This window comes from Cellulosimicrobium sp. NPDC030954, from assembly GCF_055571305.1.
Map to the genome: position 1 here is coordinate 240,640 of NZ_JBVIFN010000003.1, position 26,124 is coordinate 266,763.

The window sequence follows — 26,124 nt, forward strand, 5'->3', positions numbered from 1 at the left end:
CGGCACCACGGAGCACGGGCCGTCACCCGGGCGCGGCTATCCTACCGGGTCGTCACCTCGGCCACCATGACGTGGGTCACTCCCCGCTCCCGGGCCGGTGCGCGGCCGGGACGGGCCGCCGCGCCGCGGGAAGCGCGCCAGGGCCCGCCACCGCTCGGGCCGGTCGGGGTAGAGCTCCACCCACTGCTCCGAGATCGACTCCGTGACACGGGTCGTCACCTGCTCGGTCAGCTCCGCCCGTGCCGCCCGGCGTTCCGCCCGCAGGATCGCCGCGTGCTCGACACGCAGCGCCCGCACCGTCGACACGGCCATCCCGATCATCACGACGGAGAACGGCAGCGCGATGAGGATCGCAGCCGTCTGCAGCGCCTCGAGCCCGCCGGCGAGCAGGAGCGCGATGGCCAGCAGCCCCGACGTGCACGCCCAGAAGATGCGGCTCCACGTCGGCGGGTTCGGGTTGCCGCCGCTCGCGAGCATGTCGACGACCAGGGAACCGGAGTCCGACGAGGTCACGAAGAAGACGACGATGAGCACGATCCCCGCCACCGTCAGGAGCCCGCCGAGGGGCAGCCCGTCGAAAAGCTGGAACAGGGCCGTGTCGGTGTCGACCTCGCCGTCGACGAGCATGCTGCCCGGGTCGGACACCTCCCGGAAGAGTGCCGACCCTCCGAAGACGGAGAACCACAGGGTCGTCACCAGGGTCGGGACCAGCAGCGTGCCGAGCACGAACTCGCGCACGGTGCGCCCGCGCGAGATGCGGGCGATGAAGACCCCGACGAACGGCGCCCACGAGATCCACCAGCCCCAGTAGAAGATCGTCCAGGACGACTGCCAGTTCAGGCCCGCCTCGCCCTGGAACGCTGTGGTGTCGAACGTGAGCCGCACGATGTTCTGCAGGTAGTAGCCCAACGACTGCACCCACTCCCGGAGCAGGAAGAGCGTGGGCCCGAGCGCGAGCACGAGGACCAGGACGACGCCGGCGAGCACCATGTTGCCGTTCGACAGCCACTTGATGCCCTTGCCCAGGCCGGAGACGACGGAGATCGTCGCGAGCGCCGTGATCGCGACGATGAGACCGATCTCCAGGGCCGTGCTCGGCTCGACCACGTCGAGGTAGCCCAGACCGGCTGCGATCTGCAAGACGCCGAACCCGAGCGAGGTCGCGACGCCGAAGACCGTGCCGATGATCGCGACGACGTCGATCACGTCACCGAGCCGCCCCTTGACCCGGTCACCGAACAACGGCTCGAGCGCCCAGCGGATCGACACCGGGCGGCCCTTGCGGTGGATCGCGTAGGCGAGGGCGAGCCCCGCGACGACGTAGATCGCCCAGGCGTGGATGCCCCAGTGCAGATAGCTCTGGCCCATCGCGGCCTGCGCGAGCGCCGCGTCGCTGCCCTCGACCCCGGGCTTCGGGCTCACGTAGTGCGAGAGCGGCTCGGCCACGCCCCAGTACACGAGCCCGATCCCCATGCCGGTCGCGAACAGCATCGCGAACCAGACGGGGAGCCGGAAGAGGGGCTCGTCCTCGTCCTTGCCGAGCACGATGTCGCCGAACCGGCTCAGCCCCATCCAGAGGGAGAACACCACAAACCCGGCGACGACGATCACGTAGTACCAGCCGAAGACCCCGATGACGTCGCGCTGGAGCGTCTCCATGAGCGCGGTCACGGATTCGGTGAAGAGGATCGTGGCGAGCACGAAGAGCAGGATGATCCCCGCGGCGGGGTAGAAGACGCGCGGGTCGGGGCGACCGGTGCGGGGGGCGTCCGGGTCGTGCGACGCCGCGACGGCGACCGCGACCGGCGCGGAGCCCGCGTCCGTCGCGGCATCGCCGACGTCCGTGGCGGGGCTCACGGGGTCCGACGGCAGGCCGCCGCCGCTCACGGCCCGGGGCGACGGCGCGCCGCCCACGTCGCGCGCCTGGTCCTGGTCATGGTGCCGTCCCGGGTCGCCCGGGATCCCGCCCTCCGTCGTGCTCATGGACCCAGGCTTGTCGTGCGGGCGTGCCCCGGCAACCGGAACGCCTCGGGGGCGACCGCGTGCGCGGTCGCCCCCGAGGCGTCGGCAGGACCGGTGGACGTGCCGGTCGGTCCGGTCAGAACCCGGCGCCCGCCGTGGGCGGCGCGCTGCGCTCGTGGTCGACGTCGTCCCGGTGCTCCGCGAGCGCACGCTCCTCGCCCGCGAGGGACGAGGCCTCGTCGTTCGCGATGTCGCGGGCCGCCGCCTCCAGGAGCGCGTCCCGCGCGGCCCGGCGCTCGCGCTGCGCCGCCGGGTCCGGCACCGGCACGGCCGCCAGGAGTCGCCGCGTGTACGGGTGCTGCGGGGCGTGCACGATCTGCGACGTCTCGCCCACCTCGACGAGCTTGCCCTTGTGCATGACGGCGATGCGGTCGGACAGCAGCTCGACGACCGCGAGGTCGTGCGAGATGAACAGGCATGCGAAGCCGTGCTCGCGCTGCAGGTCCGTGAACAGGTCGAGGACCTTCGCCTGCACCGACACGTCGAGCGCCGACGTCGGCTCGTCCGCCACCAGCAGCTTGGGCTCGAGCGAGAGCGCGCGCGCGATGCCGACGCGCTGGCGCTGACCGCCCGAGAGCTCGTGCGGGTAGCGGTTGCGCATCGCGCGCGGGAGCTCGACCTGGTCGAGCAGGCGCTCGACCTCGCGGCTGAGCTCCTTGCCCTTCACGCCCTTGTGCAGCATGAGCGGCTCGCCGATCGACTCGCCGATCGGCAGGCGCGGGTTGAGCGAGGACCCCGGGTCCTGGAAGACGATGCCCACCTCGGTGCGCAGCGGCTTGAGGTCCTTGGGCTTCGCGCCGACCATGTCCCTGCCGACGATCCGGAGCGACCCGCCCGTGACGGGCAGGAGACCCACGGCGGCACGGCCGATCGTCGTCTTGCCCGAGCCCGACTCCCCGACCAGCCCGACGACCTCGCCCTGGTGGATCTGCAGCGAGACCTCGTCGACCGCGCGGAACGCCGCCTGGCGCCGGCGCCCGGGGTACTCGATGACCATGCCCTGCGCGTCGAGGACGAGCGGGCGGTCCTGCGTCGCCGCACCGGACGGCACGCGGTCCGTGACCGTGGTCGCGTCGCGCTTCGAACCGAGGTGCGGGACCGCCTCGAGGAGGCGCACCGTGTAGGGGTGCTGCGGGTTGCCGAAGATCTCCGCCGAGGTCCCGCGCTCGACGACCTGGCCGTCCTTCATGACCATGATCGAGTCGGCCATGTCCGCGACCACGCCCATGTCGTGCGTGATGAGGATGATCGCCGCGTCGACGCGGTAGCGCAGGTCGCGCAGGAGCTTGAGGATCTCCGCCTGGACCGTGACGTCGAGCGCCGTGGTCGGCTCGTCGGCGACGAGCAGCTTGGGGTCGCACGCGAGGGCCTGGGCGATCATCGCGCGCTGGCGCTGGCCGCCGGAGAGCTGGTGCGGGTAGGCGTCGAAGCGACGCTCGGGCTCCGGGATCTCCACGAGCCGCAGGAGCTCGATCGCGCGCTTCTTCGCGTCGGCCGGACCGACGGTGAAGTGCGTCCGGATGGTCTCGACGATCTGGAAGCCCACCGTGTACACGGGGTTCAGCGCCGTCATCGGCTCCTGGAAGATCATGGAGATCTCCTTGCCGCGGACGTGCCGCAGCGAGCCGTGCGTCATGCCGATGAGCTCGCGGTCGCCGAGCTTGGCGGAGCCGCGCGCGCGACCGTTCGGCGGGAGCAGGCCCAGCAGCGCGAGCGACGACTGGGACTTGCCCGAGCCGGACTCGCCGACGATCGCGAGGACCTCACCGGAGTGGAGGTCGTAGCTCACGTCCGTGGCCGCGGGGTACCAGGCCTTGTCGACGTAGAAGTCCACGCCGAGGTTGCGCACGGTCAGCACGGGGCTGCCCTGGCGCGCGGCCGGGGCCGCGGGAGACGTCTCGATGGCCACGCTGATCAGTGTCCTTCCTGCTGGAGCCGGCGCTCGTGGCGCCGCGACTCTGCGAGCATGGGCGCATGGGTCCCACGCTGGTCTTCCGTTCGACGTACGGCCGAGTCCTCACGCTGGCGACGGGCGTCGTCGCCGTCGCGCTGGGCGTGAGCACGGCCCTGACGGGGGACGCCGGCGCGGTCGTGGGGGCTCTGGTGCCCGCCGCGCTCGTGACGTACCTCGTCTGGATGCTGTTCTGGCGTCCTGCCGTCGAGGTGTCCGACGGCGGGGTCGAGGTCCGCAACGTCACCCGCACCGTCCACGTGCCGTGGACCGCGTACGAGGGCGTCGAGACCCGCTACTCGCTCGAGGTGCGCTACGCCGGCGGTCGCGTGACCGCCTGGGCGGCGCCCCGGTCGAGCGGGTCGGCCCGCTGGTTGCGCAGCTCCCGCAGGCACCCCGTGGACCGCGAGCGGGTGGTCACCGGCGCGAACGCCGAGACCGTCGCCGAGGCCGTGACGCAGCGTCACGGCCTGCTCGCGGCCGCCGGCCACCTCGACCGCGCGGTGCCGGGCGCTCCCGGCGCGCGCACGACGTGGCACGTCATGCAGCTCGCCGTGCTGGGCGCGCTCGTCGCGGGGACGGCCGTGGTGCTCACCGCCTGACCGCGGCGCGCCGCGCCGCCCGAGAGGTCCACGACCCCTCGGGCGGGCGGCGACGACGACGGTCATCAGCTCGCCCCGGCCTCACCGGTCGCGCCCGGCGTGGCGGTGGCCGTCGGACGGGCGACGCGCTGCGCACGGGCCATCTTGCGCTCCGACGGGATGCGCTTCTGGCGCGGGTCGAACGCGTCGCGCAGGCCGTCGCCGATGAAGTTGACGCACAGCGCGATCGCGACGATGAACAGGCCCGGCCACCAGAACAGCCACGGACGCGTCGCGAACGCCTCCTGGTAGTCGCTGATGAGCTTGCCGAGCGAGGTCGCCGGGTTCTGGATGCCGACGCCGAGGTAGCTGAGCGCCGTCTCCAGGAGGATCGCCGAGCTCATGAGCAGCGTCACGTTGACGATGATCACGCCGACGGCGTTGGGCAGCATGTGCTTGAAGATGATCCGGCTGCTGCTCGCCCCCGCGACGCGCGCGGCGTCGACGAACTCGCGCTCGCGCAGCGAGAGGAACTCGCCCCGGACCAGTCGCGCGAGCGGCGGCCACAGCACGAGCCCGAGGAACGCGCCCAGGATGAGCGGGTTGCTCCCGCCGGAGAGCAGGGCGAGCACCGCGCCGATGACGATGACCGGCATCGTGATGATGAGGTCGGTGAACCGCATGAGCCAGGAGTCCACGCGACCGCGGAAGAACCCGGAGAGCGCCCCGAAGAGGATGCCCGCCACGGTCGAGATGACACCGACGGAGAGCACCACGAGGAGCGACGTCTGGGTACCCAGCATGACGCGCGCGAACACGTCGCGCCCCGCCTCGTCCTGGCCGAAGATGTGCTCGGCAGACGGGGCGCCGCCGTTGACGAGCGGGTAGGTCGAGCCCTGGCCGGTCGCCTTGTAGGCGTACCAGCCGTTCCAGCCCGCGACGCCGATCGACGTCACCGCGAGCAGCACGATGCCGATGAGGACGACGAGCGCGACGACCGCGCCCTTGTGGTGGAAGAAGCGCCGCCGGACGATCTGGCCCTGCGACAGGCCCTCCACCTCGAGCAGCTCGATCTGGTTCTCGAGCGCGCCGCTCTGCGACGCGTCGTTCGGTGTGTTGCTCATGCGTTCACCCGGATCCGCGGGTCGAGGGCTGCGTAGATGAGGTCAGCCACGATGTTGGCGATGATGGCGAGGGCCGCGACGATGACGAGATAGGCCATGACGGGGTCGATCTCGCCTCGCTGCAGCGAGTTGAGGAAGAGCAGGCCCATGCCGGGCCGGCCAAAGACCTTCTCGGTGATGATCGCGCCGCCCAGCAGCGTGATGACGTCGATCGGGACGATCGTCGCGAGCGGGATGAGCGTGTTGCGGAAACCGTGCCGCATGACGACGGTCCGCTCGGGCAGGCCCTTGGCGCGCGCCGTGCGGATGTAGTCCTGGCTCATCACCTCGAGCATGCTCGCGCGCGAGTAGCGCGTGTACCCGGCGAACTGGATGAGCACGAGCGCGATCGTCGGGAGCAGCAGGTGCGTGTACTGGTCCAGGACCTGCACCCAGAAGTTGCCGCCGAGGTTCGGCGTGCTGTTGCCGATCGTCGGGATGGGCCGGCCGTTGATCGCCGGGGCGGCGAAGTAGGCGGGCCACACGGACATCACCTTGTCGACGAAGATCATCGACCCCACGAGGAAGGCCGTGATCGCCGCAGCACGCGCCGACACGCCCTTGTCCGGACCGCCCCACGCGAACCCGATCCCGATGCCGACGGCGACGGTGACGACGGCGAGGACGAGGACGAGCCACCAGTTGTCGACCTGGCGGAGCACGGACTGGATCGGGAAGTAGACGACGACCCCGACGACGACCGTGGTGAGCGCGGCGTAGAGCGCACGACGGTTCTGCAGGCCCGAGACGAGCGCGGTGATCGCGAACGCGAGGGCGGTGCCGGTGACGACGATGATCACGGGACCGAGGTTCGGCTCGGCCCACCAGCCCGAGAGCTGGAGGTAGAGCAGCGCGAGCGCGCTCGCGGCGAAGCCCATGCCGAACACGGTCGCACGTCGTCGTGCTGTCCCCCCGAACGCGAGCGACCACAGGAGACCTATGACCACGCCGACGACGGCGATCGCGAGGATCGAGAGGTTGGGGTCCCGGAGGAAGTCGTTGAAGCCGATCGCGCCCCACTGCTTGAGCAGGACCGCGACCCAGAAGGCCGGGAGCGAGTACAGGACGAACGAGACGAAGATCGTCAGGTAGTCGAAGGTGCTGTACTGACGGAGCGCACTGACGATGCCGACCATGACGCCGAAGACGACCGCGAGCACCGTTGCTGCGGCGACGAGCTGGATGGTCGAGATCACGGCGCCCTGGAGCAGGGTCGTGACCTGCTGGCCGGAGCGCCATGCGACACCGAAGTCTCCCTGCACGAAGTCGCCGAGCCACTTGAAGTAGCGGATGACGACGTTCGTGTTGAGGTCGAGGTCGAGCGTGCGCTGGGCGATCTGCTGCGCCTTGTTGGGGTTCGTGCTGGCCTCGAGATCCTGGAAGATGTACGGCCGGATCGCGGCGCTGACGAGCAGGAACATCGCGAACGTGGACACGAGGAGGGTCGCCAACCCTGCCAGCACACGCCGCGAGATGAAGGAGAACATCGGAGGTCTTACCTCGCTGGTCGGTAGGGACCCCGGGTCTGGGGCCGGTCGATTCTACGCGTGGGTCTCGCGTGATCGTGAACCGAGGGGCACGGGACGCCGCGGTGAGAAGACGTCGGGGACGGGAGCACGCGAGGACCGGGGGCCTCGACGGGCGGGCCGTCGAGACCCCCGGTCTCTCACGTCCGGACGGGCCCCCCGTCGTCCTCGCGGACGGCGGCGGGCCACGTCAGGCGGTCAGGGCTGTCAGCCCTCGAACGACCAGTTCCAGAAGCCGTGGAAGATGGTCGGGCTGATCGTGATCGGCTCGACACCCTTCAGGCCGTCGTTCCAGCCCTGGATGGCCGGGAACTGGAAGATCGTCACACCGAAGGCGTCCGCCCACAGGTTCTTCTCGACCTCGAGCTGGAGCTGGAACTGCTCCTCGGGGTCGGTCGAGACCTGGAGCTTGTCCAGCGCGGCGTCCACGGCCGGGTTGTTGTACTGGCCGTAGTTGTTGATGCCCGGCGTCGGCGACCAGCGGAAGTTGGCGTCCGACTCGGTGACGGCGGTCGAGGTCGACTGCCAGCCGAAGAGCGAGGCATCGTACTGGTCCTGGCCGGACTGGAGCAGCGTGCCCCACTCGGCGGCCGGGCGCCCCGTGTCGACGATCGTGAACCCGGCCTGGGAGGCGGTGTCCGTGATGAGCGCGAGCTCGTTCACGCGGCGCGTGTTCTCGTTGTTGTACGCGAAGCGCACCTCGACCCCGGGGGCGACGCCCGCCTGGGCGAGGAGCTCCTTCGCCTTCTCGACGTTACCGGCGTCGGGGTACTCGGCCGAGCCGTTCTCCGCGACCATCTGGTCGTAGTTCGGCGAGCCCGGGATGAGGATGTTCGAGTTGCGCACCTCGGCGTCCGGGTTCAGCGGCTTGATGAGGTTGTCGACGATCGTCTGGCGCGGGATCGTCAGCAGGAACGCCTGGCGGACGAGCTTGGCCTTCTCCGCGTCGCCGCCGTAGGTGGCCGGGTCGAACGGACCACCGTTCTGGAAGACGAGGTCGACGTGCTCGTACGTGCCCTCGATGCCCGAGCGGGTCTCGATGCCGTCGAGCGCCTCGAGCGCGGTGCGGACGTCGGCGGAGGCCTGCGGGCCGATGAGGTCGACCTCACCGTTCTGCAGCGCCTGGACCTGGGCCATCGGGTCGTCGATGTACCGGACCGTGACGGTGTCGATCGAGGCCTTGTTCTGGCCCGCGAAGTCGGGGTTCGCCTTGAGCGTGAGGAACTGGTTCTCCTCGTACGCGTCGAGCGTGTAGGGGCCGGTCGAGACCGTCAGCGCCGGGTCGTCCGGCATCTTGACGAACTCGAAGCCCGAGTTCCAGAACGCCGAGATCTTCGACAGCGCGGCGGTGTCGTTGTTGAGGATGGCGTCGCGGACGGCGTCCTTGGCCTCCTGCGCGTCCTCGATGCCGAGGGCCTTCTGGCCGACGACGTGCGCGGGGACGAACTGGTTGGTGAAGTTCAGCTCCCAGTCACCGAACGGCTTCGAGTAGACCGTCGTGATGGTCTTGCCGTCGTCGCTGATCGTCGGGGTGTCCTGGATGAGCGCCACGCCCGGCGAGCTGCCGTCGAAGTAGACACCGGCGTCCACTGCGTCCTGGTTGGTGACGTTGCCCTCTTCGTCGGTCTCCGCCTGCACCGTGTTGAGGTTGGTGCCGGAGCCGGCCCACTCGAGGAGGATGTCGGTCGCGTCGAACGGGGTGCCGTCAGACCACTTCGTGTCGTCCCCGACCGTGTACTCGATCGTCAGCGGGTCGTCGGACACCTTCTTGTACGTGCCGAACGACTCGTCCTGGACGAGGTTCAGGTCGGCGTCGTAGTAGTTGAAGCCCGAGTTGAGCATGTAGTTGATGACCGCGTTCTGCGTCGCGTTGCCGTTCGCGGAGCTCAGGTTGAGCTCGTTGAGGGGTGCCTCCCACGCGACGGTGACGGCGGACTCGGTGTTGATGCCGGAGTCGTCGGTCTCGGTGTTGCCCTCACCCGACGTGCCGCTGCACGCCGAGAACAGCAGTGCCCCGGTGACCGTCACCGCAAGGGCGGCACTCGTGCGCCTGATCTTCAATGTTCCTCCTCCAAGGGATGATGGGCGCGGACGGACGGGCGTCGTTCGCCCCCCGGCCGCCCCGTCTCCCGCGCGTCCGCTTGGTGTCGGTGCGCGTGGACGGGAATGCCCACCACGGTTTGAGGCAACGCTACCCAGCAAGTTGCGACGCTTCTCCCCCTTGCCCGGTTGCTGCGGTCGATCGTTATCGAGTTGATACTGGCTGGTACGGGCGCGTCGCCACCCCGAGACGGCAGGGAAACACGCGCGAAACGTGCCGTCGAGCGAGGCGGTGACGCCCGCCGCGTCTCACGATGCGGCGGGCGTCCACCGGCCCCCGGGTCGGGCCGGGGCGCCTCGCCCTCAGGGTCGCGCACGGCGGGCCGCCATGCCGCCGGGCACCGACGGAGCGCCGACGGCGCGACCCACGGTCCGAGCGCGACACGCACTCCCTCACCGCGGGGAACGAGGAGGCGGGTCCGAGGGGTCGGACGCGTCGACGATCTCGCGCAGCGCGGCGACGTACGCGTCGAACGCCGCCCGCCCCTCCGGCGAGAGGGAGTACCACGTGCGCGGCCGACGGCCGGCATAGCCCTTGGTGACCTGGATGTAGCCGGCCGACTCCAGCGCGGCGAGGTGCTTGGACAGCAGGGAGTCGCTGACCTCCAGCGTGTCCCGGAGCAGCCCGAAGTGGACGGCGTCCGCGGCGCGGAGCGAGGCCATGACCGAGAGCCGGACCGGCGAGTGGATGAGGTCGTCGAGGCGATGACGCGCGTGCGTCACGCTCGGCTCACCCGCCGTGCGAGATCGAGGAAGGGCAGGGCGGGCAGCAGGCCGACGAGCACGACCCATCCGGAGAAGCCCTCGGGGAGGACCAGCCGGATCAGGAGCAGTGCGACGACGAGGAGCAGGGCGCCGAGGAAGAGTGCGCGCTGCGTCGCCGCCGTGGCGGCGGCCGGGACGGTCCGTCCGCACCACGCGAGGAGGGCGAGGGTCGCGCCGACGACGACGAGGCCGGGGACGATCACCCCGGCCAGGCGCTCGGGCCACGACGCCAGCGCGACGGTGAACGCGGTCAGGGTGGTCGCCATGACGAGCGCGCCGACGACGTACCACCGCCGGCGCGAGCGGATCCGACGACCGACCGCGTCCGCCGCGGCGAGAGCCTCCGCCGCTGTCGACGGCCACGTACCGCTGGTGTCCTCCGGTGTCGACACGATGCCTCCAGCTCTGGAACGGGTACCTGCACGAGACGAGCTCATGCTTGCCATGAAATCACGTACTCAACGATCGTTCAAGTACTTCACCGGAGGTGCGGCGGAGGCTCTGGATCACCCCCGACGGTTCTCGGCGACCGCGCGACGCACGAGCTCGCGGAGCGCGTCGTCGTCGATCTCCGCGCCCTCGACGAGGTCGATCGCCCGGACCGTGGCGCCGTCCAGGCGCGCGTTGAAGAGACGAGCCGGGTCGTCCAGCCGGGCCCCCGCGGGGAAGGTCAGCCGCACGGCCCGCTTCAGGAGGTCCGCCATGCAGACGTTCCCCTGGCACACCCACGTGGGGACGCCCTCGGGCTTCGAGGGCTTGCGCCACTTGATCTCCTCCACGATCCCCGGGTCGGCGCCGAGGATCACCCGACGGACCCGCGCGAGCGTCTCCGCACGCCACCCGCCCGCGTGGGCGACGATCGCATCGATCTCCTTCCCTGCGGACGTCTCGTCGGCGTTCTCGGATCTCTGGCCTCGCACAGCTGCCATGTCGTGCCTCTCGCGTGTCGGGGCAGGTCGTCTGATCAGGTCGGGAGCTCAGCTCCAGGAAGCGCCGGCGAGCTGACGCGTCGTGGCGTTGAGCCTGTTGAACAGGTTGGTCGTCGCGACGTAGAGGACCAGGGCCGCCAGCTGGCGCTCGTCGAAGAAGCTCGCCGCCTCGTCCCACACGTCGTCCGGGACGGGGTCCGGGCGGTCGGCCAGCCGGGTCACGCTCTCCGCCAGCGCGAGCGCGGCGCGCTCCTCGTCGGTGAAGTACGGCGTCTCGCGCCACGCGACCACCGCGTGGAGGCGCTCGTCGGTCTCGCCCGCCTGCTTCGCGGACCGCACGCCCGAGTCGACGCAGACGCTGCAGCCGTTGATCTGGCTGACCCGGAGGTGCACCAGCTCGAGCGTCGAGTGCGGCAGGTCCGTCTGGCGGGCTGCCTTCATGAGCGCGAAGATCGCGCCCGAGGCGCCGTCGAGGAGCGCGGCCGGGTTCGACATCCGGGGTCCCGCGAGGGGGGTCGTCGAGGTCATCTGAGTTTCTCCTTGCCGTGGTGGCTGCTCGGTACGTCTCGAGCCTCGCAGCCCGTCCGACCTCGAACAACGGCGGGTCGAGCAACGTCCCCTGCGCCCTGGGTTAACGATCGGACGGGCGGCGCGGCCTCGCGGCAGGGCCGTTCGCCCAGGCTCCGACGTCAGACGCGACCGTCCGTGAGGGGTGCGAGGTCCTGGACGGTCCGGGCGAAGGCCCGGACGGGCTCGTTCTCCGCATCGGTGCGCCAGACGAGCACGTAGGAGAGCGGGTTCAGGTCGGGCACCGGCAGCCACCGGATGTGCGGCATGGACCAGTACTGGGTCACGTGGGCGGGGAAGGGATGGATGATCTCGCCCGTGCTCACGAGCTGCAGGAGCTCGTCGGCGTTGGCGACGGACTCCACGCGCTCGATCCTCTTGCCGCCCGGGGTGCGGAAGGGCAGGTAGCCGTTCTCCCAGGTCTCCGGCAGGTTCGGCAGCTTGACGTGGGCGAAGTCCGCGAGCGCCTCGACGGGCGCCGACGGCCGGCCCGCCAGCTCGTGCGTGGCCGCCACCGCGAGGACCCGGGAGTCGACGAACAGCGTCGGCCCCACCGTCAGGTCGACCTCCTCGACGGGGAGCCAGGTGACCAGGACGTCGATCTCGCCCCGCCGCAGGCTCCCGAACGGATCGGTGAAGGAGGCGTAGCGCACGCGCAGCTCGTACCGGGGGTGGCGCTTGCTGAAGGTCTCCCAGTAGCCGTGCAGGGCGGGGACGTTGAACGGCATCAGTCCGACGCGCAGCTGGGCGTCGACACCGCGGGCCGCGCGCTGGGCGCGTCGCAGGCTCTCGCGGAGGTCCCCGTAGACGGGCTCGAGATCGTCGCGGAGCGACGTGCCGAGGGGTGTGAGACGGACGTCGCGGCGGTTGGAGCGGTCGAACAGCCTGCCGCCGATCTGCCGCTCGCACTGGGCGACGACCTGGCTGACCCGTGCCTGCGAGAGGTGCAACCGTGCCGCGGTGCGGCCGAAGTGCAGCTCCTCGGCGAGCGTCAGGAAGATCTCGATGTCACGAAGCTCCACGGCGTCCCCATCTGGTCCTTCAGGTGCGGTCGTCCGGCTCACGGTACGCCGGACCGCGCGGCACCACCACGACATTGGCGGCCCCGCCGTGCTCCTGTCGTCATCAGCGCGGCTGATCGACCAGGTCAGGCATCTCCCGTTGATGGGCCACCGCGCCTCCCGGATGCTGGGAACGCAACCTCCCCGGACAAGGAGCACGACATGAGAGCACACGTCAGCTCGATCCTTCTCGGCGTTCAGGACATGGATCGAGCCAAGCAGTTCTACACCGAGGGGCTCGGCTGGAAGATCCAGAGCGACTTCGGCATCTCGGTGTTCTTCGAGTCGGACGGTGCCTCACCGGTCGGCTTCTACCGCCGCGAGGGACTGGCCGACCAGGTGGGCACGAGCCCCGAGGGCAGCGGCTTCAGCGGGCTGGTGCTGACGTACGTCGTCCGCACCCAAGCACGCGTCGACGAGATCATGGCGGAGGCGCAGGCCGCCGGCGCCACGGTCCTCAAGCCCGCCGGCGCGCTGCCGTGGGGTGGCTACGGTGGCACCTTCGCCGACCCGGACGGCTACATCTGGAGCCTCGGCTACAGCGATCACTCGCCCGACCAGCCCTACGCCGAGTAGCGGAGCGCCCGTGCCCGGGCCGAGGCGGCAGCGCCGTCGGCGGCCCGGGCGCGGGCGGCGGCGGCGGGAACACCCCCGCGGCCGGCCGTGTTCACCCCGGCATGCGCACCGCCGACGGTTCCCGCCCTCTCGTCGTGTTCGACGTCCTCGGCACGCTCGTCGACCAGGCAGGCAGCATGCGACGGCAGACACAGGTCGCCACCGGGTGGAGCGAACGTCGCGCGGGCGACCTCGTCACGGAGTGGCTCGAGCACGTCGCCGCGCAGGAGCGGAGGATCGTCGCCGGAGAGCTCCCGTTCTCCCCCAGCCACGACCTGGACGCCCTGGCGCTGGCTCACCTCGTGGCGGACGGCACGCTTCCCGGTGGTCTGAGCGCTCGGCTCGCGGACGTGCCGCGCCGCCTCGACCCGTGGCCGGACTCCGTCGAGGGTCTCGCCCTGCTCGCCGAGGACATGACCGTCGGCGGCCTCTCCAACGCCAGTCACCCGGTGCTGTCCGCGCTGACCCAGTCCTCCGGCATGAGCTGGCGCCTGACGCTGTCGGCCGAGGACGTCAGGACCTACAAGCCCGCCCCCGCCGTCTACCAGCTCGCTCTGGCGGCCGCCCCTGCAGGGTCGCCGCCGCCGTACCTCGTCGCCGCCCATGCCTGGGACCTGCGTGCGGCAGCGAACGCGGGGATGCGGACCGCGTACGTGCCCCGGCCTGGCGGCGACCCGCCGACGAGCGACGACGAGTTCGACGTCTACGCCGACGACCTCCACCACCTGCACGCTCTGCTGCGGGCGTGAGCGCCTGGGGAGCGCCCTCGGCGGTCTGATCCTCAGCGTGGGCACCGACCCCGGCGTTCTCCTCCCTGAGGAGGACGCCTACACGACCGCCGGCACTGGTGGGCATCGGCATCATGGTGGTCACCACGCTGACCTGCCTCGCTCTGGCACACCGACGCCCGCCCGCACCTGCTCGTCTGCTAGATCCACCCATCTCGACACTGGAGCGTCCATGACCAAGGGTTACTGGGTCAGCGTCTACCCCGCCATCACCGACCGCGAACGGCTGACTCGCTACAACGACCTGGCCGGTCTGGCCGTCCGGGCCGGAGGCGGGCGCGTCCTGTCGAACTTCGGTCGAGTCGTCGCCCACGAGGCCGGGATCGCCGAACGCGTCGTCCTGATCGAGTTCGACAGCTTTGAACAGGCGACCGCGGCATACGAGAGCGAGACGTACCAGGATGCGCTGGCGGCCCTCCCTCCAGGCTTCCAGCGCGACTTCCGTATCGTCGAAGGCATCGACTGACCGGGTGAGCCGACGTGCACGTCTCGTCTCGCTCCGTTCGCTCACGACCACTCAGGGTCAGACGTTGAAGCGGAACTCCACGACGTCTCCGTCGACCATGACGTAGTCCTTGCCCTCGACGCGCGCCTTGCCCGCGGCGCGCGCGGCGGCGACGGACCCCGTCGCGACGAGGTCCTCGAACGAGACGACCTCGGCCTTGATGAAGCCACGCTCGAAGTCGGTGTGGATGACCCCGGCGGCCTGCGGCGCGGTCCAGCCCTTGCGGATGGTCCACGCACGCGCCTCCTTGGGGCCTGCGGTGAGGTAGGTCTGCAGCCCGAGGGTGTCGAACCCGACGCGCGCGAGCTGGTCGAGCCCGGCCTCGTCCTGCCCCGACTCGGCGAGCATCTCCTTCGCCTCGTCGGGCTCGAGCTCGACGAGCTCGGACTCGAACTTCGCGTCGAGGAAGATCGCCTGGGCGGGCGCGACGAGCGCGCGCAGGCGGTCCTGCATGCCGTCGTCCGCGAGGCCCGCGTCGTCGGTGTTGAAGACGTAGATGAACGGCTTGGCCGTGAGGAGCTGAAGGCTGGCGACGTCGGCGAGGTCGAGCCCGGCGGCGGCCGCGCCCTGGAAGAGCGTCGTGCCGGCCTCGAGGATCGCCTGCGCCTTCTGCGCGGCGTCGAGGAGGGCGGCGTCGCCCTTCTTGATCTTCACCTCCTTCTCGAGGCGAGGAACCGTCTTCTCGAGCGTCTGGAGGTCGGCGAGGATCAGCTCGGTGCTGATGGTCTCAATGTCGCCCTCGGCGTCCGTCGAGCCCTCGACCCGGACGACGTCCGGGTCGGCGAACGCGCGGGTCACCTGGCAGATCGCGTCGGCCTCGCGGATGTTGGCGAGGAACTTGTTGCCGAGCCCCTCCCCCTCGCTGGCGCCCTTGACGATCCCGGCGATGTCGACGAACGACACGGTCGCGGGCAGGATGCGCTGGCTGCCGAAGATCTCGGCGAGCTTGTCGAGCCGCGGGTCGGGGAGCGAGACGACGCCGACGTTCGGGTCGATCGTCGCGAACGGGTAGTTCGCGGCGAGGACCTGGTTGCGCGTCAGGGCGTTGAACAGGGTGGACTTGCCGACGTTGGGCAGGCCGACGATGCCGATAGTGAGTGCCACGTCGCCCGAGTCTACGGGCCGGGGCCGCGGTGCGCGGACCCCGGCCCGGAGATCAGGCCGCGGACATCACCTTCTGCAGCAGCTCGGGCGCGCGCCGGTCGTACGCGCGGGCACCCCAGCGGACGCCGAGGAGCAGCACGACGACCCCGACGACCGCCCCCACGACGAGCGTCACCCAGCCCACGACCGGCTGGTCGGCCAGGATCGCGACGAGCCCCGGCACGAGGAACGGGAGCGACAGCGCGAGGACGAGCAGCATCGCGACCGACTGCGCGACGAGCGTCGCCATCGCGGCGCCCTGCGGCTGCTTGAACGGGCTGTCGCCGGGCTTGGGCACCGGGTACAGCAGCCGCGCCGACGTCGCGCTCGACACGCCGGTCGCGACCAGGAGCGTGCCGACCGTCAGGCCGAGCAGCGCCGGCAGTGCGTCCCAGCGTCCGGCCACGGCGACGGAGGCCACCGCGAAGACGAGCGTCACGACGCTCCCCGCGACCAGCACCGGCAGGGCGCGGCCCCACCGGTCCGCACGCCCGGAGACTCCCGTCGACACGTGCAGCGCGAACGCCGTGTGGTCGTACGCGATGTCGGCCGAGATCGAGAAGCCCAGGATCCATGCCGTGAACGGCGCGAGCGCGAGGAAGATCCCGGAGCCCGACCCCCCGCCCACCACGAGCAGCACGACGGGGATGAGCGGGACGACCGCGATGGACCCCGAGTACCGCGGGTCGCGGAGCCAGTACGTCGCGGTGCGCGCCGCGACGGCCCCGGTCGGCGTCGCGGGGAACCGGGAGAAGAAGCCCAGCCCCTTGGCCCGGCCTCCGGAGCCCGCCGCGGGCGGCGTCACGAGCGCGCGGGCGAGCGCCTTGTCCCACACGACCCACGCCAGGGCGAGGGTGACCAGCGCGACGACGAGCCGCGCGAGCGCGAGGCCCCACGCGCCGTCGTGCACCGCGGCACCCAGGCCCCACGGGGCGCCGAACGGGGTCCAGGCCGCGATCTCCGCGAGACGCGTCACCATGCCCCGCACCGCGTCGCCGTCGACCGGGCCCTCCCCGAGCTGCGAGCCGACCCAGGCGAAGGCCGGCCCGACGAGGACGAGCGGCACGAACGCCGCGATCGTCACGACCTCGCGGTAGCGGCGCGACTCGAGCAGCGGGGCGAGGGCCGTCGTCGTCGCGCGCGAGCCGACGACGCAGAGCGCCACCGCGAGGACCGCGCCGACGAGCGCGGCGAGCACCGCGAGGGGCGTGCGCCACCACGCGAAGGAGACACCGAGCGCGGCGAGGGCGGTGACGATCCCGGGGATCGACACGACGCCCGCCACGGCGAGCCCGGCGAGGAGCCGTCGCTGCGGGATGCCGAACAGGACGAAGCGCTGCGGGTCCAGGGTGGCGTCCACCCCGAACGCGAAGAGTGGGATCACCCACCACCCGAGGACGGCGAGCGCGCCGACGAGGATCATGATCGACCCGGCGAGCGCGGGGTCGTCCGTGCCGAGGACCACCATCCCGACGACGAGCATCCCCACCACGAACAGGCCGTAGAGCGCGCCGACGAGGAACCCGATGGTCTGCCACACGCTCCGCCGGAACCTGTTGCCCATCAGGGTGAGCTTGAGCCTTACGAACTGCGCAACCACGCGAGGCCCTCCGTGCTCTGCCGACCGCCGACGAGGTCGACGAACCGGTCCTCGAGGCTCTGGTCGCCGCGCACCGCGTCCACCGTGCCGGCCGCGAGGACGTGGCCGCCCGCGACGACCGCGACGTGGTCGCACATGCGCTGCACCAGGTCCATGACGTGCGAGGACACGACGACGGTCCCGCCGCTGGCGACGTAGCCCGCGAGGATGTCGCGGATGTTGGCGGCCGAGACCGGGTCGACGGCCTCGAACGGCTCGTCGAGGACGAGGGTGCGCGGGGCGTGGATGAGCGCGGTCGCGAGCGCGATCTTCTTGGTCATGCCCGCCGAGTAGTCGACGACGAACGTCGTGGCGTCCTTCGCGAGGTCGAGCGCCGCGAGGAGCTCCGCCGTGCGCTCGGCCACGGTGTCGCGGTCCATGCCGCGCAGCAGGCCCGCGTACGTGACGAGCTGGGCACCGGTGAGCCGGTCGAAGAGCCGGACGCCGTCGGGCAGGACGCCGAGCTGCCGCTTCCCGGCGACGGGGTCGGCCCAGAGGTCGGTGCCGTGCACGTGCGCGGAGCCCGCGTCGGGGCGCAGGAGCCCGGTCGCCATGGAGAGCGTCGTCGTCTTGCCGGCGCCGTTGGGCCCGACGAGCCCGTAGAAGGAGCCCGCCGGGACGTCCAGGTCGATCCCGGCGACCGCAATCTTCTCGCCGAACCGCTTCCAGAGACCGCGCAGCGAGAGCGCGGCGGCCGGGTCGGGCGGCGTGGGGGGCCCGGGCTGCGTCCCGGGGACGGGCCCGGTCACGGGTCCGGGCACGGTGCCGGGCACCGGGCCGGGGGCGGGCGGGCCGGCCGGGGCGACGGGTGGTAGGGGCGTGGGATCGACCATGCCGCCAACGTAGCGGAGGGTCCCGACGCCGGGCGGTGCCTTTTGTCACGACGTGTCCGCCGGGACGGGGCGTGCGACGTGTCGGACCCGTCGTGTCGGTCCCCCGTGGGAGGGTGCCGCCATGGACACCTCGGGATGGTTGCTCTTCGCGGTCGGCCTCGTGCTGGGGCTCGTCGGCGGCGCCGCGCTCGTCCTCACCGTGCGGCGCGCGTCGCCCGACGCCGCCGCGGCGGAGGTCCGCCGGCTCACCCAGCTCCTGGGCCAGGCGCAGCAGGAGGCCGCGCGCGGCGCGGGTCTGGCGGAGCGGCTGGAGGCCGAGCGCGAGGGCTTCGTGCGCCAGCTCGGCGCGGCCCAGCGCAGCGCCGACGAGCGTCTCGACCTCGCGCAGGCGACCCACGAGCAGCAGCTCGCCGAGCTGCGGGCCGCGGCCGAGCGCCGCGTCGAGGAGGTCCAGGGCGACCACCGCCGGCTCGAGGCGCAGTTCGAGGCGCTCTCGCGCAAGGTGCTGGCCGCGGGCACGGAGCAGTTCCTCGTCCAGGCGGAGGAGCGCCTGCGCCGCAGCCAGGAGCAGGGCGCGGCCGAGCTCGAGCGCCGCGAGGAGGCGGTGCGGCACCTCGTGGAGCCGCTCGCGGGCGCGCTCGAGAAGGTGCGCGCCGAGGTCGCCGAGGCCGAGCGTGCGCGGCTCGCGGCGCACGGCAGCCTCGCCGAGCAGGTGCGGGGGGTCCGCGACGCGTCGGAGCTGCTGCGCGCCGAGACGTCGCAGCTCGTCACCGCGCTGCGGTCGTCGCAGGTGCGCGGCGCGTGGGGCGAGCTGCAGCTCCGCCGCGTGGTCGAGGCGGCCGGCATGCTCCCCCACGTCGACTTCGTGGAGCAGGACCAGGTCGCGACCGACGACGGCACGTTGCGCCCCGACATGGTGGTCCGCCTCGCCGGGGGCAAGCAGGTCGTCGTCGACGCCAAGGTCGCGTTCCTCGGCTACCTCGACGCGCAGGGCGCGACCGATCCCGCGGTGCGCGCCGACCGGCTCGCCGCGCACGCCCGCCACATGCGCAAGCACGTCGACGACCTCGGCGCCAAGCGCTACTGGGACCAGTTCGGCCCGGCGCCCGAGTTCGTCGTCATGTTCGTGCCCGCGGAGTCGTTCCTCTCGGCGGCCGTCGAGCAGGACCCGTCGCTCCTCGAGCACGCGGTGTCGAAGAACGTCGTCATCGCGACGCCCATGACGATGGTCGCGATGCTCCGGACGATCGCCTACGCGTGGCGGCAGGACGCGCTCGCCACCAACGCGCAGCAGGTCCTCACGCTCGGCAAGGAGCTCCACGGCCGGCTCGCGGTCATGGGGTCGCACCTCGCCAAGCTCGGGCGTCAGCTCCAGAACGCCTCCGACGCGTACAACCGCACGGTCGGGTCGCTCGAGACGCGCGTGCTCGTGAGCGCCCGCCGCTTCGCCGACCTGCACGTCGTCGACGACGAGCTCGCGACCCCGGCGACCGTCAACCCGCAGCTCAGTGCGATCAGCGCGCCCGAGCTCCTCGCCTCGGTCAACGAGTCCGTCGTCGCGATCGACGAGCGGCCCGAGGACCGGGACGCCGAGTCCCGGCGCGGGGCGTCGCACGACGAGGCGAGCGCCTGACCCAGTGCTCGCAGGCGGCGCGGACGACGGTCAGACGGGCTGCACCGAGAGCGACGTGCGGCCCCCTCGGGTGGGGCGGCCGCCGTCGGAACCCGACGACTTGAGGTCGGCGCGCAGCTCGCGCGGCAGCGAGAACATGAGGTCCTCCGTCGCGGTGCGGACCTCCTCGACCTCACCGAACCCGCGCTCCGCGAGGTACGCGAGGACGTCGTCCACGAGGATCTCGGGCACCGACGCGCCCGACGTCACCCCGACGGTCGTCGCGCCGTCGAGCCAGGCGGGGTCGATCTCCTTCGCCCGGTCGACCCGGTAGGACGCCCCGGCGCCCGCCTGGAGCGCGACCTCGACGAGGCGGACCGAGTTCGACGAGTTCGCCGAGCCGACGACGATGACGACGTCCGCGTCGGGCGCGAGCTTCTTCACCGCGACCTGGCGGTTCTGCGTCGCGTAGCAGATGTCGTCGCTCGGCGGGTCCTGGAGCGTCGGGAACTTCTCCCGCAGCCGGCGGACCGTCTCCATGGTCTCGTCGACGGACAGCGTGGTCTGCGAGATCCACACGACCTTGTCGGGGTCGCGGACCACGACGCCGTCGACGTGGTCGGGCGAGTCGACGACCTGGACGTGGTCCGGCGCCTCACCGGCCGTGCCCTCGACCTCCTCGTGCCCCGTGTGGCCGATGAGGAGGATGTCGTAGTCGTCCTTGGCGAAGCGCACGGCCTCCTTGTGCACCTTGGTCACGAGCGGGCACGTGGCGTCGATCGTGTCGAGGTTGCGGGCCGCGGCGGCGGCCTTGACCGCGGGCGAGACGCCGTGCGCCGAGAACACGACGCGGGCGCCCTCCGGCACCTCGTCGGTCTCGTCGACGAAGACCGCACCGCGCTCGCTCAGCGTCTCGACGACGAACTTGTTGTGCACGATCTCCTTGCGCACGTACACCGGCGCGCCGTAGTGCTCGAGCGCCTTCTCAACCGCGACGACGGCCCGGTCCACGCCCGCGCAGTAGCCGCGCGGCGCGGCGAGCAGGACGCGCTTGCGCGGCACGGAGCCCTGCGGGGCCGTCTCCGACGGGACGACGGGGAGGTCGGACGAGTGCGCGGACGAGCCGGCGGGGAGGTCGCTCACGCCACCGAGTCTAAAGCCTGTCGAACAACCTCGTTGGGGTGTTCGGCAGCGTCCTTCTCGGACGTCCCTATGCCGCGGTGGCGGTGAGGGTTCCCACGTCGTCCGGGCTGGTTTCACTCGCGCGGGCGCGCGGGCCAGAGCCTTCCCGTCGGTGGGCGTTGGTGACCTGGCCTCGTGCTTCGGGGTCCAGGACCTGGGAGGCTTTGTTCCCGCCCCAGGCGGCGAGGTTGATCGCGGCGTTCAGATCGCGGTCGATGGTGTGCCCGCACTGCTCGCAGGTGAAGACCCGCTCCGCGAGGGTGAGCGTGCTCTTCACGTCTCCGCACGCCGAGCAGGTCTTCGACGACGCGAACCACCGGTCCGCGGTCAGGACGTGCCCGCCGTACCAGGCCATCTTGTACGTGATCTGGCGAGCGAACTCACCCCAGGCCGCGTCCGAGATGGCTGCGGCGAGCCGGTGGTTGGCGAGCATGCCGGTGACGTTGAGGTCTTCGATGACGAGCCGGTCGTGGGTCTTGACCAGCGCGTTCGAGACCTGGTGCAGGAAGTGGTGACGGCGGGCACGAACCCGCTCGTGGTGACGAGCCAACCGGGCCACGGCGGACCGCCGCTTGCCGGAGCCCTTGGCCTTGCGGGACACGGACTTCTGCAACCGCCGGGTCAGGGGCTGGCCCACACGCAGTGCCTTGGGTGCGGCGTCGATGCGCAGGGTCTGGGTGCCGTCGGCCAGGGCGACGACGACGGGTGTGTGCAGCCCGCGGTCCATGCCCGCCCACCCGCTGTGGTCGGCGTCGTCACGGACAGGATGCTGGGCGCCGGGGTGCAGGTCGGCGGCTTCGACGTTCACGCTGATGCGCCACCGGCCACCACGGCGGGAGACGGTCGCGAACAGGATCCGCGCCCGCCCCTGGGCGAGCATGCGCCGCAGGCGGCGGGTGTCGTCATGCACGCGGATGGCACCGATGCCGGGCAGGGTCACCGAGCGTGGACCTTTCTCGCCGAGCCGGATCATGGAACGCTCACCCGACGTCGTCCTGGACACCTTGTTGCGCATCCGGAACGATCCGCGCCCATGGTTCTTCTTCTTGAACCTCGGGTGTCCCACGGTGCGTCCGGCGCGTTTGCCGCGCCGGGAGTCGGTCCACGCCTTCAGGGCTTTGCCGAGGTCGACGACGGCTTCCTCGAACACCTGGGCGCTGACCTCGGTCCGCCAGGCCAGGCCCGTGACCTCCAGCTCGGCGACACCCGCACCGTCGACCACGAAGCGGCGCCCGGCGTCCTCAGTCTTCTTCCACGCGTTGAACGCATTGATCAGGTCGAACCCGGTCCATGGGACCTTCACCTCCACGGCGCCGTTCTTGGCAGCGTCGCGGGCGTCCAGGTGCAGGCGCAGGCCCTGGTTGAACGCGAACCGGGCCGCGCCCTCGTGCCGGGCCAGGGCGCGTGCCTGCTCCCCGGTGGGGTCAGCCACCAGCTGGAACGTCGTATGCCTCGACACGACCAGGACGCTACCGGCCGGCACCGACAACGACTGGGATGTCAGACCTGGTCAGGACGATGGCGCACGTGTGAACCATCGCCGCGGCGCTCTTGCCCGTCCGACCTGACCAACACGGCCTGGGCGCGCATCCCCGCGCTCGAGATCCCCACCCACACCCGCGGCGGGCGGCCTTCCTGCGAGCACCGTTGGCGCGAGTACGTCGACGCGCTTCTCTTCGTCGTGACCACGGGCATCCCATGGCAGGCGCTCCCGCACGACTTTCACCGTCTCCTGGTCCGCGGCCCGAAGAACCCGTGGCCGTCCGTGGCGCATGTCTGGGCCGACAAGGGCTACACGGGGCAAGCACCCGCCGACGCGGCACCGCGGCAGGGAACAAGCTGGAGATCGTCTCTGGCCCCCAACCCGCCGGAAGGTTCGTCGTTCAACCAGGGCGCCGGGTCGTCGAGCGGACGAACGCGTGGGGCAACCGGCGCCGCCTCGTGCGGCAGTAGGAAGCCACACTCACCGCCCGTGAAGCGTTCGTCATCCTGTCCCAGGTCCGACTCCTCCTGCGCCGCCTTGATCACCACGGGTAGTTGTTCGACAGGCTCTAGGTGAGCGCCCGCGCGCCGACCTCGGTGAGGCCTGTCACCTCCGACCCGGGCCCGCCCTCCTCACAGCACCGCCGCCGGTGGCCCACCGCCCCTCCCCAGCGTCCGCGGGGGCCGACGCGCGGAGACGGATCTCACCCGACCGGGACGGCCCTCCCGGTCGCCGGACCTCCGGGCGCCCGTGAGGATCGAGGGATGGCCGACGACCTCGACCCGACCGACCCCGACATTCCCCCCGACGCCGCCGACCCGAGCGGCCCCACAGGGACCAGCGACCCCGCCGGACCCGCCGGACCGGCACGGCCGCGACGGCGCGTGTGGTGGTGGCTCGTGCCCGGAGTCGCGGTCGTGGTGGCAGGCGCGCTGGTCCTCGCGGCGACGGTAGAGCACGACCGGTGGGTCGCGTCCGTCGACCAGCACCGCGCCGACGTCGAGCAGGCCGAGCGCGACGCCGAGACCGCCCGCGCCGAGGCCGTGGCGGCGTACGAGCCCCGCCTCGCCGCGCTCGCCGCGACGGAGGTGGTCGGGGGTGCCGTGCTGGCGGGCAGCGAGGGCCAGGTCGAGGACCCCGCCGTGCGCGACCCGCTGGCGGCGGCGCTGCCGGAGGCCGGGTCGCTCGTCGGGACACCCGTCGAGTACCCGGTCGAGGTCCGCACGGTCGACGCGCTGTCGCGCCCGAACCCGTTCTTCCCACGGACCCTGCCGGAACGGCGGTTCGAGGTCGTCACGGGGTCCACGCCGTCCCCCGAGGCGCTCGACGACGCGGCCTCGGCGGTCGCCGCCGCGACGCAGGACGTCGCGACGGCGTGGCAGCAGTGGGCGTACGACGGGCTCGAGGATGCGGTCGCCGAGGGGCGACCGGTGCTCGCGGAGTCGGCCGGGCTCGTCTCGGACGAGGCGCACCGCACGGCGCTCGACACCGCGCTCGCCGCCGCCGGCACGACGCTCGACGCCGGCGTGGGCGGCGATCCCGTCGCCGAGACGGTGGCGCAGCGGGACGCCGTGCTCGGCGCCACCGAGGCGGTCTGGAGCGACCGGCTGGCGCTGACGCTGCAGCAGCGCCGCGAGCTGGGGCGCGCGCAGGGAGTGGACTGCACGGTCGACCGCTGCGTCGCGCTGACGTTCGACGACGGGCCCGGCGCGGACACCGAGCGACTGCTGCAGACGCTCGCGGAGAAGCACGTCACCGCGACGTTCTTCCTCGTCGGGACCAACGTCGAGAAGCGCCCCGACGTGGTGCGGGACACGGCCGCGGCGGGGCACCTGCTCGCGAACCACACCTGGGACCACCCCCAGCTCACGACGCTCGACGACGACGAGGTGCGCGCCGAGCTCGAGCGCACGCAGGAGGCGATCACCACGGCGTCCGGCGCGACGCCGACGTTCCTGCGCCCGCCCTACGGCGACGTCGACGACCGCGTCCGGTCGGTCGCGACCCGCACGGGGCTGCAGGTGATCCTCTGGAACCTGGACACGCTCGACTGGAAGACGAAGGACGCCGCGGAGACCCGGCGGCGCGCCGTCGAGGGCGCCCGGCCGGGGAGCGTCGTCCTCATGCACGACATCCACGCCACGACGGTCGACGCCGTGCCGGGCATCATCGACGACCTGCGCGCCCAGGGGTACCTGCTGGTGACGGTCGACCTGCTCGCCCCGTGAGCGACCACGCGGACCCGGCGGCGCACGTGCCGACGGGCGGGCGCGCCGGGTGGGCGTGGGTGGGGTGCGGCAGGCTGGACCCGTGACCGCCTCGCTCCCCCTGCCCGACGACGCCCCCCGGCCGGGCGTCTCGTCCGCGCGGGGCGCCCGGCCCGGGGACCGCGGCCCGCTTCCGGCGCGCGCGCTCGAGACGAGTCCGGAGCACCCGTGGCCGGTGCGGCTCCTCGCCCGCAAGATCGAGCAGTACGTGGAGCGGATGGCTCCCGTGTGGGTCGAGGGCCAGGTCGTGCAGCTCAACCGGAGGCCGGGGACCTCGACCGCCTTCCTCACGCTGCGCGACACCGACCTGGACATGTCGCTGCCCGTGTCCGCGGCCACGCGCGTGCTGGACGGCACGCCCCTCACGGAGGGCGCGCACGTCGTCGTGCACGCCAAGCCGGTCTTCTGGACGCGGCGCGGCTCGCTCCAGCTCCAGGCGCGCGAGATCCGTCCGGTGGGCGTCGGCGACCTGCTCGCGCGCATCGAGCACCTCAAGCGCGTCCTCGCCGCCGAGGGCCTGTTCGACGCCGACCGCAAGCGGCCGCTGCCGTTCCTGCCGAAGGTCGTCGGGCTGGTGTGCGGCCGGGAGTCCAAGGCCGAGCACGACGTGGTGGTCAACGCGCGCGCCCGCTGGCCCCGGGTCCGGTTCGAGATCCGGGAGGTCGCGGTCCAGGGAGCGCACGCCGTCCAGCAGGTGGGCGACGCGATCCGCGCGCTGGACGCCGACCCGGACGTCGAGGTGATCGTCGTCGCGCGCGGCGGCGGGGCGGTGGAGGACCTGCTGCCGTTCTCGAACGAGGCCCTCGTCCGGGTGGCGGCGGCGTGCCGCACCCCGCTCGTCAGCGCGATCGGCCACGAGACGGACAGCCCGATCCTCGACCTCGTGGCGGACTACCGCGCCTCGACGCCGACGGCCGCCGCGAGGCGCGTCGTCCCGGACGTCGCGGAGGAGCGGGCACGCCTGGCCCAGGGGCGCCACCGGCTGCGGACGGCGATCGCCGGGCGCGTCGCGCGTGAGCAGGCGCTGCTGGACGGCCTCCGGTCCCGCCCGGTGCTGGCCACCCCCGGCACGATGCTCGCCGACCACGCCGAGCGGGTGGCCGCGCTGCGCGACCGCGCGCGACGCGCTCTCGACACGCGGCTCGTCCGCGCCTCCGGCGAGGTCGGTCGGCTGGATGCCCAGGTCCGGGCCCTGTCGCCGGCGTCGACGCTCGAGCGGGGGTACGCCGTCGTGCAGCGGGCTGACGGACACGTGGTCCGCTCCCCCGACGACGTCGCGGCGGGCGACGTCGTCCGCGTGCGGCTCGCGCGCGGCGCGCTCGACGCCGCGGTGACCACCACGCACGACGGCGAGCCCTCGCCCGACGCCTCCCGGGGCGCGCCGTGAGCCGC

23 protein-coding genes are annotated in these 26,124 nt (G+C 72.1%); 8 read left to right on the forward strand and 15 right to left on the reverse strand.

Translation table 11 applies throughout. From position 1 onward, the window contains the following. Positions 1-36 precede the first annotated feature (36 nt). Both ACZ402_RS08765 and ACZ402_RS08770 read right to left on the reverse strand, forming a co-directional pair. Entirely contained in the window at positions 37-1,983 is a 1,947-nt protein-coding gene (locus ACZ402_RS08765; RefSeq protein ID WP_375822983.1) for a BCCT family transporter, read from the reverse strand. Positions 1,984-2,098: 115 nt separating this feature from the next. Beyond that, a complete protein-coding gene (locus ACZ402_RS08770) occupies positions 2,099-3,931 on the reverse strand; it encodes an ABC transporter ATP-binding protein (protein ID WP_375822984.1) in 1,833 nt (610 codons plus the stop codon). Between the two features lie 65 nt (positions 3,932-3,996). On the opposite strand from ACZ402_RS08770, the gene ACZ402_RS08775 reads away from it, so the two are divergent. After that, positions 3,997-4,575, forward strand: coding sequence for a PH domain-containing protein (locus tag ACZ402_RS08775; protein ID WP_375822985.1), 579 nt, complete (start codon positions 3,997-3,999; stop codon positions 4,573-4,575). 65 nt (positions 4,576-4,640) lie between these two features. Here the strand turns inward: ACZ402_RS08775 and ACZ402_RS08780 are convergent, their stop codons facing one another. From ACZ402_RS08780 to ACZ402_RS08815, 8 genes are all read right to left on the reverse strand, one after another. After that, on the reverse strand, positions 4,641-5,678 hold the full coding sequence (locus ACZ402_RS08780) for an ABC transporter permease (RefSeq protein ID WP_375822986.1): 1,038 nt from the start codon (positions 5,676-5,678) through the stop codon (positions 4,641-4,643). After that, the gene (locus ACZ402_RS08785) at positions 5,675-7,204 is read right to left on the reverse strand and encodes an ABC transporter permease (RefSeq protein ID WP_375822987.1); all 1,530 of its coding nucleotides are present in this window, start codon (positions 7,202-7,204) and stop codon (positions 5,675-5,677) included. The genes ACZ402_RS08780 and ACZ402_RS08785 overlap by 4 nt, the downstream gene beginning before the upstream one ends. A 246-nt stretch (positions 7,205-7,450) precedes the next feature. Further along, positions 7,451-9,304, reverse strand: coding sequence for an ABC transporter family substrate-binding protein (locus tag ACZ402_RS08790; protein ID WP_375822988.1), 1,854 nt, complete (start codon positions 9,302-9,304; stop codon positions 7,451-7,453). A gap of 432 nt (positions 9,305-9,736) precedes the next feature. Further along, positions 9,737-10,066 (reverse strand): winged helix-turn-helix domain-containing protein, encoded by a 330-nt coding sequence (locus ACZ402_RS08795; RefSeq protein WP_375822989.1) that lies wholly within the window; start codon positions 10,064-10,066, stop codon positions 9,737-9,739. Then, positions 10,063-10,500, reverse strand: coding sequence for a hypothetical protein (locus ACZ402_RS08800; RefSeq protein WP_375822990.1), 438 nt, complete (start codon positions 10,498-10,500; stop codon positions 10,063-10,065). Before ACZ402_RS08800 ends, ACZ402_RS08795 begins: the two co-directional genes overlap by 4 nt. Positions 10,501-10,614: 114 nt before the next feature. Further along, complete coding sequence (locus ACZ402_RS08805; RefSeq protein ID WP_375822991.1) at positions 10,615-11,037, reverse strand: DUF1801 domain-containing protein; 423 nt, start codon at positions 11,035-11,037, stop codon at positions 10,615-10,617. A gap of 48 nt (positions 11,038-11,085) precedes the next feature. Beyond that, complete coding sequence (locus ACZ402_RS08810; protein WP_375822992.1) at positions 11,086-11,565, reverse strand: carboxymuconolactone decarboxylase family protein; 480 nt, start codon at positions 11,563-11,565, stop codon at positions 11,086-11,088. A gap of 161 nt (positions 11,566-11,726) precedes the next feature. Continuing rightward, a complete protein-coding gene (locus ACZ402_RS08815) occupies positions 11,727-12,626 on the reverse strand; it encodes a LysR family transcriptional regulator (RefSeq protein ID WP_375822993.1) in 900 nt (299 codons plus the stop codon). Positions 12,627-12,827: 201 nt separating this feature from the next. On the opposite strand from ACZ402_RS08815, the gene ACZ402_RS08820 reads away from it, so the two are divergent. The 3 genes from ACZ402_RS08820 (at position 12,828) to ACZ402_RS08830 (ending at position 14,534) form a co-directional block, all read left to right on the forward strand. Continuing rightward, complete coding sequence (locus tag ACZ402_RS08820) at positions 12,828-13,241, forward strand: VOC family protein (protein WP_375822994.1); 414 nt, start codon at positions 12,828-12,830, stop codon at positions 13,239-13,241. A gap of 101 nt (positions 13,242-13,342) precedes the next feature. Then, a complete protein-coding gene (locus ACZ402_RS08825) occupies positions 13,343-14,029 on the forward strand; it encodes a haloacid dehalogenase type II (RefSeq protein WP_375822995.1) in 687 nt (228 codons plus the stop codon). A 211-nt stretch (positions 14,030-14,240) separates the two neighbouring features. Continuing rightward, positions 14,241-14,534: a DUF1330 domain-containing protein gene (locus ACZ402_RS08830; RefSeq protein WP_375822996.1), complete on the forward strand. Its 294-nt coding sequence runs from the start codon at positions 14,241-14,243 to the stop codon at positions 14,532-14,534. Between the two features lie 57 nt (positions 14,535-14,591). Here the strand turns inward: ACZ402_RS08830 and ychF are convergent, their stop codons facing one another. The 3 genes from ychF to ACZ402_RS08845 are packed head-to-tail and all read right to left on the reverse strand — an operon-like array spanning position 14,592 to position 18,188. Beyond that, positions 14,592-15,677 (reverse strand): redox-regulated ATPase YchF, encoded by a 1,086-nt coding sequence (gene ychF / locus ACZ402_RS08835; RefSeq protein WP_375822997.1) that lies wholly within the window; start codon positions 15,675-15,677, stop codon positions 14,592-14,594. A 52-nt stretch (positions 15,678-15,729) separates the two neighbouring features. Then, positions 15,730-17,280 (reverse strand): hypothetical protein, encoded by a 1,551-nt coding sequence (locus ACZ402_RS08840; RefSeq protein ID WP_375822998.1) that lies wholly within the window; start codon positions 17,278-17,280, stop codon positions 15,730-15,732. A 17-nt stretch (positions 17,281-17,297) separates the two neighbouring features. After that, positions 17,298-18,188 carry an ABC transporter ATP-binding protein gene (locus tag ACZ402_RS08845; RefSeq protein ID WP_375822999.1) on the reverse strand — a complete coding sequence of 297 codons (891 nt, stop codon included), beginning with the start codon at positions 18,186-18,188 and terminating at the stop codon, positions 17,298-17,300. Between the two features lie 121 nt (positions 18,189-18,309). Between ACZ402_RS08845 and ACZ402_RS08850 the strand changes: the two genes are divergently transcribed. Continuing rightward, positions 18,310-19,821, forward strand: a complete 1,512-nt coding sequence (locus tag ACZ402_RS08850; RefSeq protein WP_375823000.1) for a DNA recombination protein RmuC — start codon at positions 18,310-18,312, stop codon at positions 19,819-19,821. Between the two features lie 30 nt (positions 19,822-19,851). Here ACZ402_RS08850 and ACZ402_RS08855 read toward each other — a convergent pair whose 3' ends face one another. Beyond that, positions 19,852-20,862 carry a 4-hydroxy-3-methylbut-2-enyl diphosphate reductase gene (locus ACZ402_RS08855; protein WP_375823171.1) on the reverse strand — a complete coding sequence of 337 codons (1,011 nt, stop codon included), beginning with the start codon at positions 20,860-20,862 and terminating at the stop codon, positions 19,852-19,854. Between the two features lie 148 nt (positions 20,863-21,010). Further along, positions 21,011-22,414, reverse strand: a complete 1,404-nt coding sequence (locus ACZ402_RS08860) for an RNA-guided endonuclease InsQ/TnpB family protein (RefSeq protein WP_375823001.1) — start codon at positions 22,412-22,414, stop codon at positions 21,011-21,013. 15 nt (positions 22,415-22,429) lie between these two features. On the opposite strand from ACZ402_RS08860, the gene ACZ402_RS08865 reads away from it, so the two are divergent. The 3 genes from ACZ402_RS08865 (at position 22,430) to xseA (ending at position 26,119) form a co-directional block, all read left to right on the forward strand. Next, a complete protein-coding gene (locus ACZ402_RS08865) occupies positions 22,430-23,041 on the forward strand; it encodes a transposase (RefSeq protein WP_375823002.1) in 612 nt (203 codons plus the stop codon). Between the two features lie 188 nt (positions 23,042-23,229). After that, positions 23,230-24,693 (forward strand): polysaccharide deacetylase family protein, encoded by a 1,464-nt coding sequence (locus ACZ402_RS08870; protein ID WP_375823003.1) that lies wholly within the window; start codon positions 23,230-23,232, stop codon positions 24,691-24,693. 82 nt (positions 24,694-24,775) lie between these two features. After that, complete coding sequence (gene xseA / locus ACZ402_RS08875; protein WP_375823004.1) at positions 24,776-26,119, forward strand: exodeoxyribonuclease VII large subunit; 1,344 nt, start codon at positions 24,776-24,778, stop codon at positions 26,117-26,119. The last annotated feature ends 5 nt before the right edge of the window (positions 26,120-26,124 follow it).

Excerpts from the sequence above, each read along its gene's own strand:
- ACZ402_RS08870 (WP_375823003.1), top strand. The coding sequence starts at position 23,230 with ATGGCCGACGACCTCGACCCGACCGACCCCGACATTCCCCCCGACGCC.
- ACZ402_RS08775 (WP_375822985.1), top strand. The coding sequence starts at position 3,997 with ATGGGTCCCACGCTGGTCTTCCGTTCGACGTACGGCCGAGTCCTCACG.
- ACZ402_RS08840 (WP_375822998.1), bottom strand. The coding sequence starts at position 17,280 with ATGGGCAACAGGTTCCGGCGGAGCGTGTGGCAGACCATCGGGTTCCTC.
- ACZ402_RS08865 (WP_375823002.1), top strand. The coding sequence starts at position 22,430 with ATGCCTCGACACGACCAGGACGCTACCGGCCGGCACCGACAACGACTG.
- ACZ402_RS08810 (WP_375822992.1), bottom strand. The coding sequence starts at position 11,565 with ATGACCTCGACGACCCCCCTCGCGGGACCCCGGATGTCGAACCCGGCC.
- ACZ402_RS08765 (WP_375822983.1), bottom strand. The coding sequence starts at position 1,983 with ATGAGCACGACGGAGGGCGGGATCCCGGGCGACCCGGGACGGCACCAT.
- ACZ402_RS08830 (WP_375822996.1), top strand. The coding sequence starts at position 14,241 with ATGACCAAGGGTTACTGGGTCAGCGTCTACCCCGCCATCACCGACCGC.
- ACZ402_RS08805 (WP_375822991.1), bottom strand. The coding sequence starts at position 11,037 with ATGGCAGCTGTGCGAGGCCAGAGATCCGAGAACGCCGACGAGACGTCC.
- ACZ402_RS08780 (WP_375822986.1), bottom strand. The coding sequence starts at position 5,678 with ATGAGCAACACACCGAACGACGCGTCGCAGAGCGGCGCGCTCGAGAAC.
- ACZ402_RS08785 (WP_375822987.1), bottom strand. The coding sequence starts at position 7,204 with ATGTTCTCCTTCATCTCGCGGCGTGTGCTGGCAGGGTTGGCGACCCTC.
- ACZ402_RS08825 (WP_375822995.1), top strand. The coding sequence starts at position 13,343 with ATGCGCACCGCCGACGGTTCCCGCCCTCTCGTCGTGTTCGACGTCCTC.
- ACZ402_RS08845 (WP_375822999.1), bottom strand. The coding sequence starts at position 18,188 with ATGGTCGATCCCACGCCCCTACCACCCGTCGCCCCGGCCGGCCCGCCC.
- ACZ402_RS08820 (WP_375822994.1), top strand. The coding sequence starts at position 12,828 with ATGAGAGCACACGTCAGCTCGATCCTTCTCGGCGTTCAGGACATGGAT.
- ACZ402_RS08850 (WP_375823000.1), top strand. The coding sequence starts at position 18,310 with ATGGACACCTCGGGATGGTTGCTCTTCGCGGTCGGCCTCGTGCTGGGG.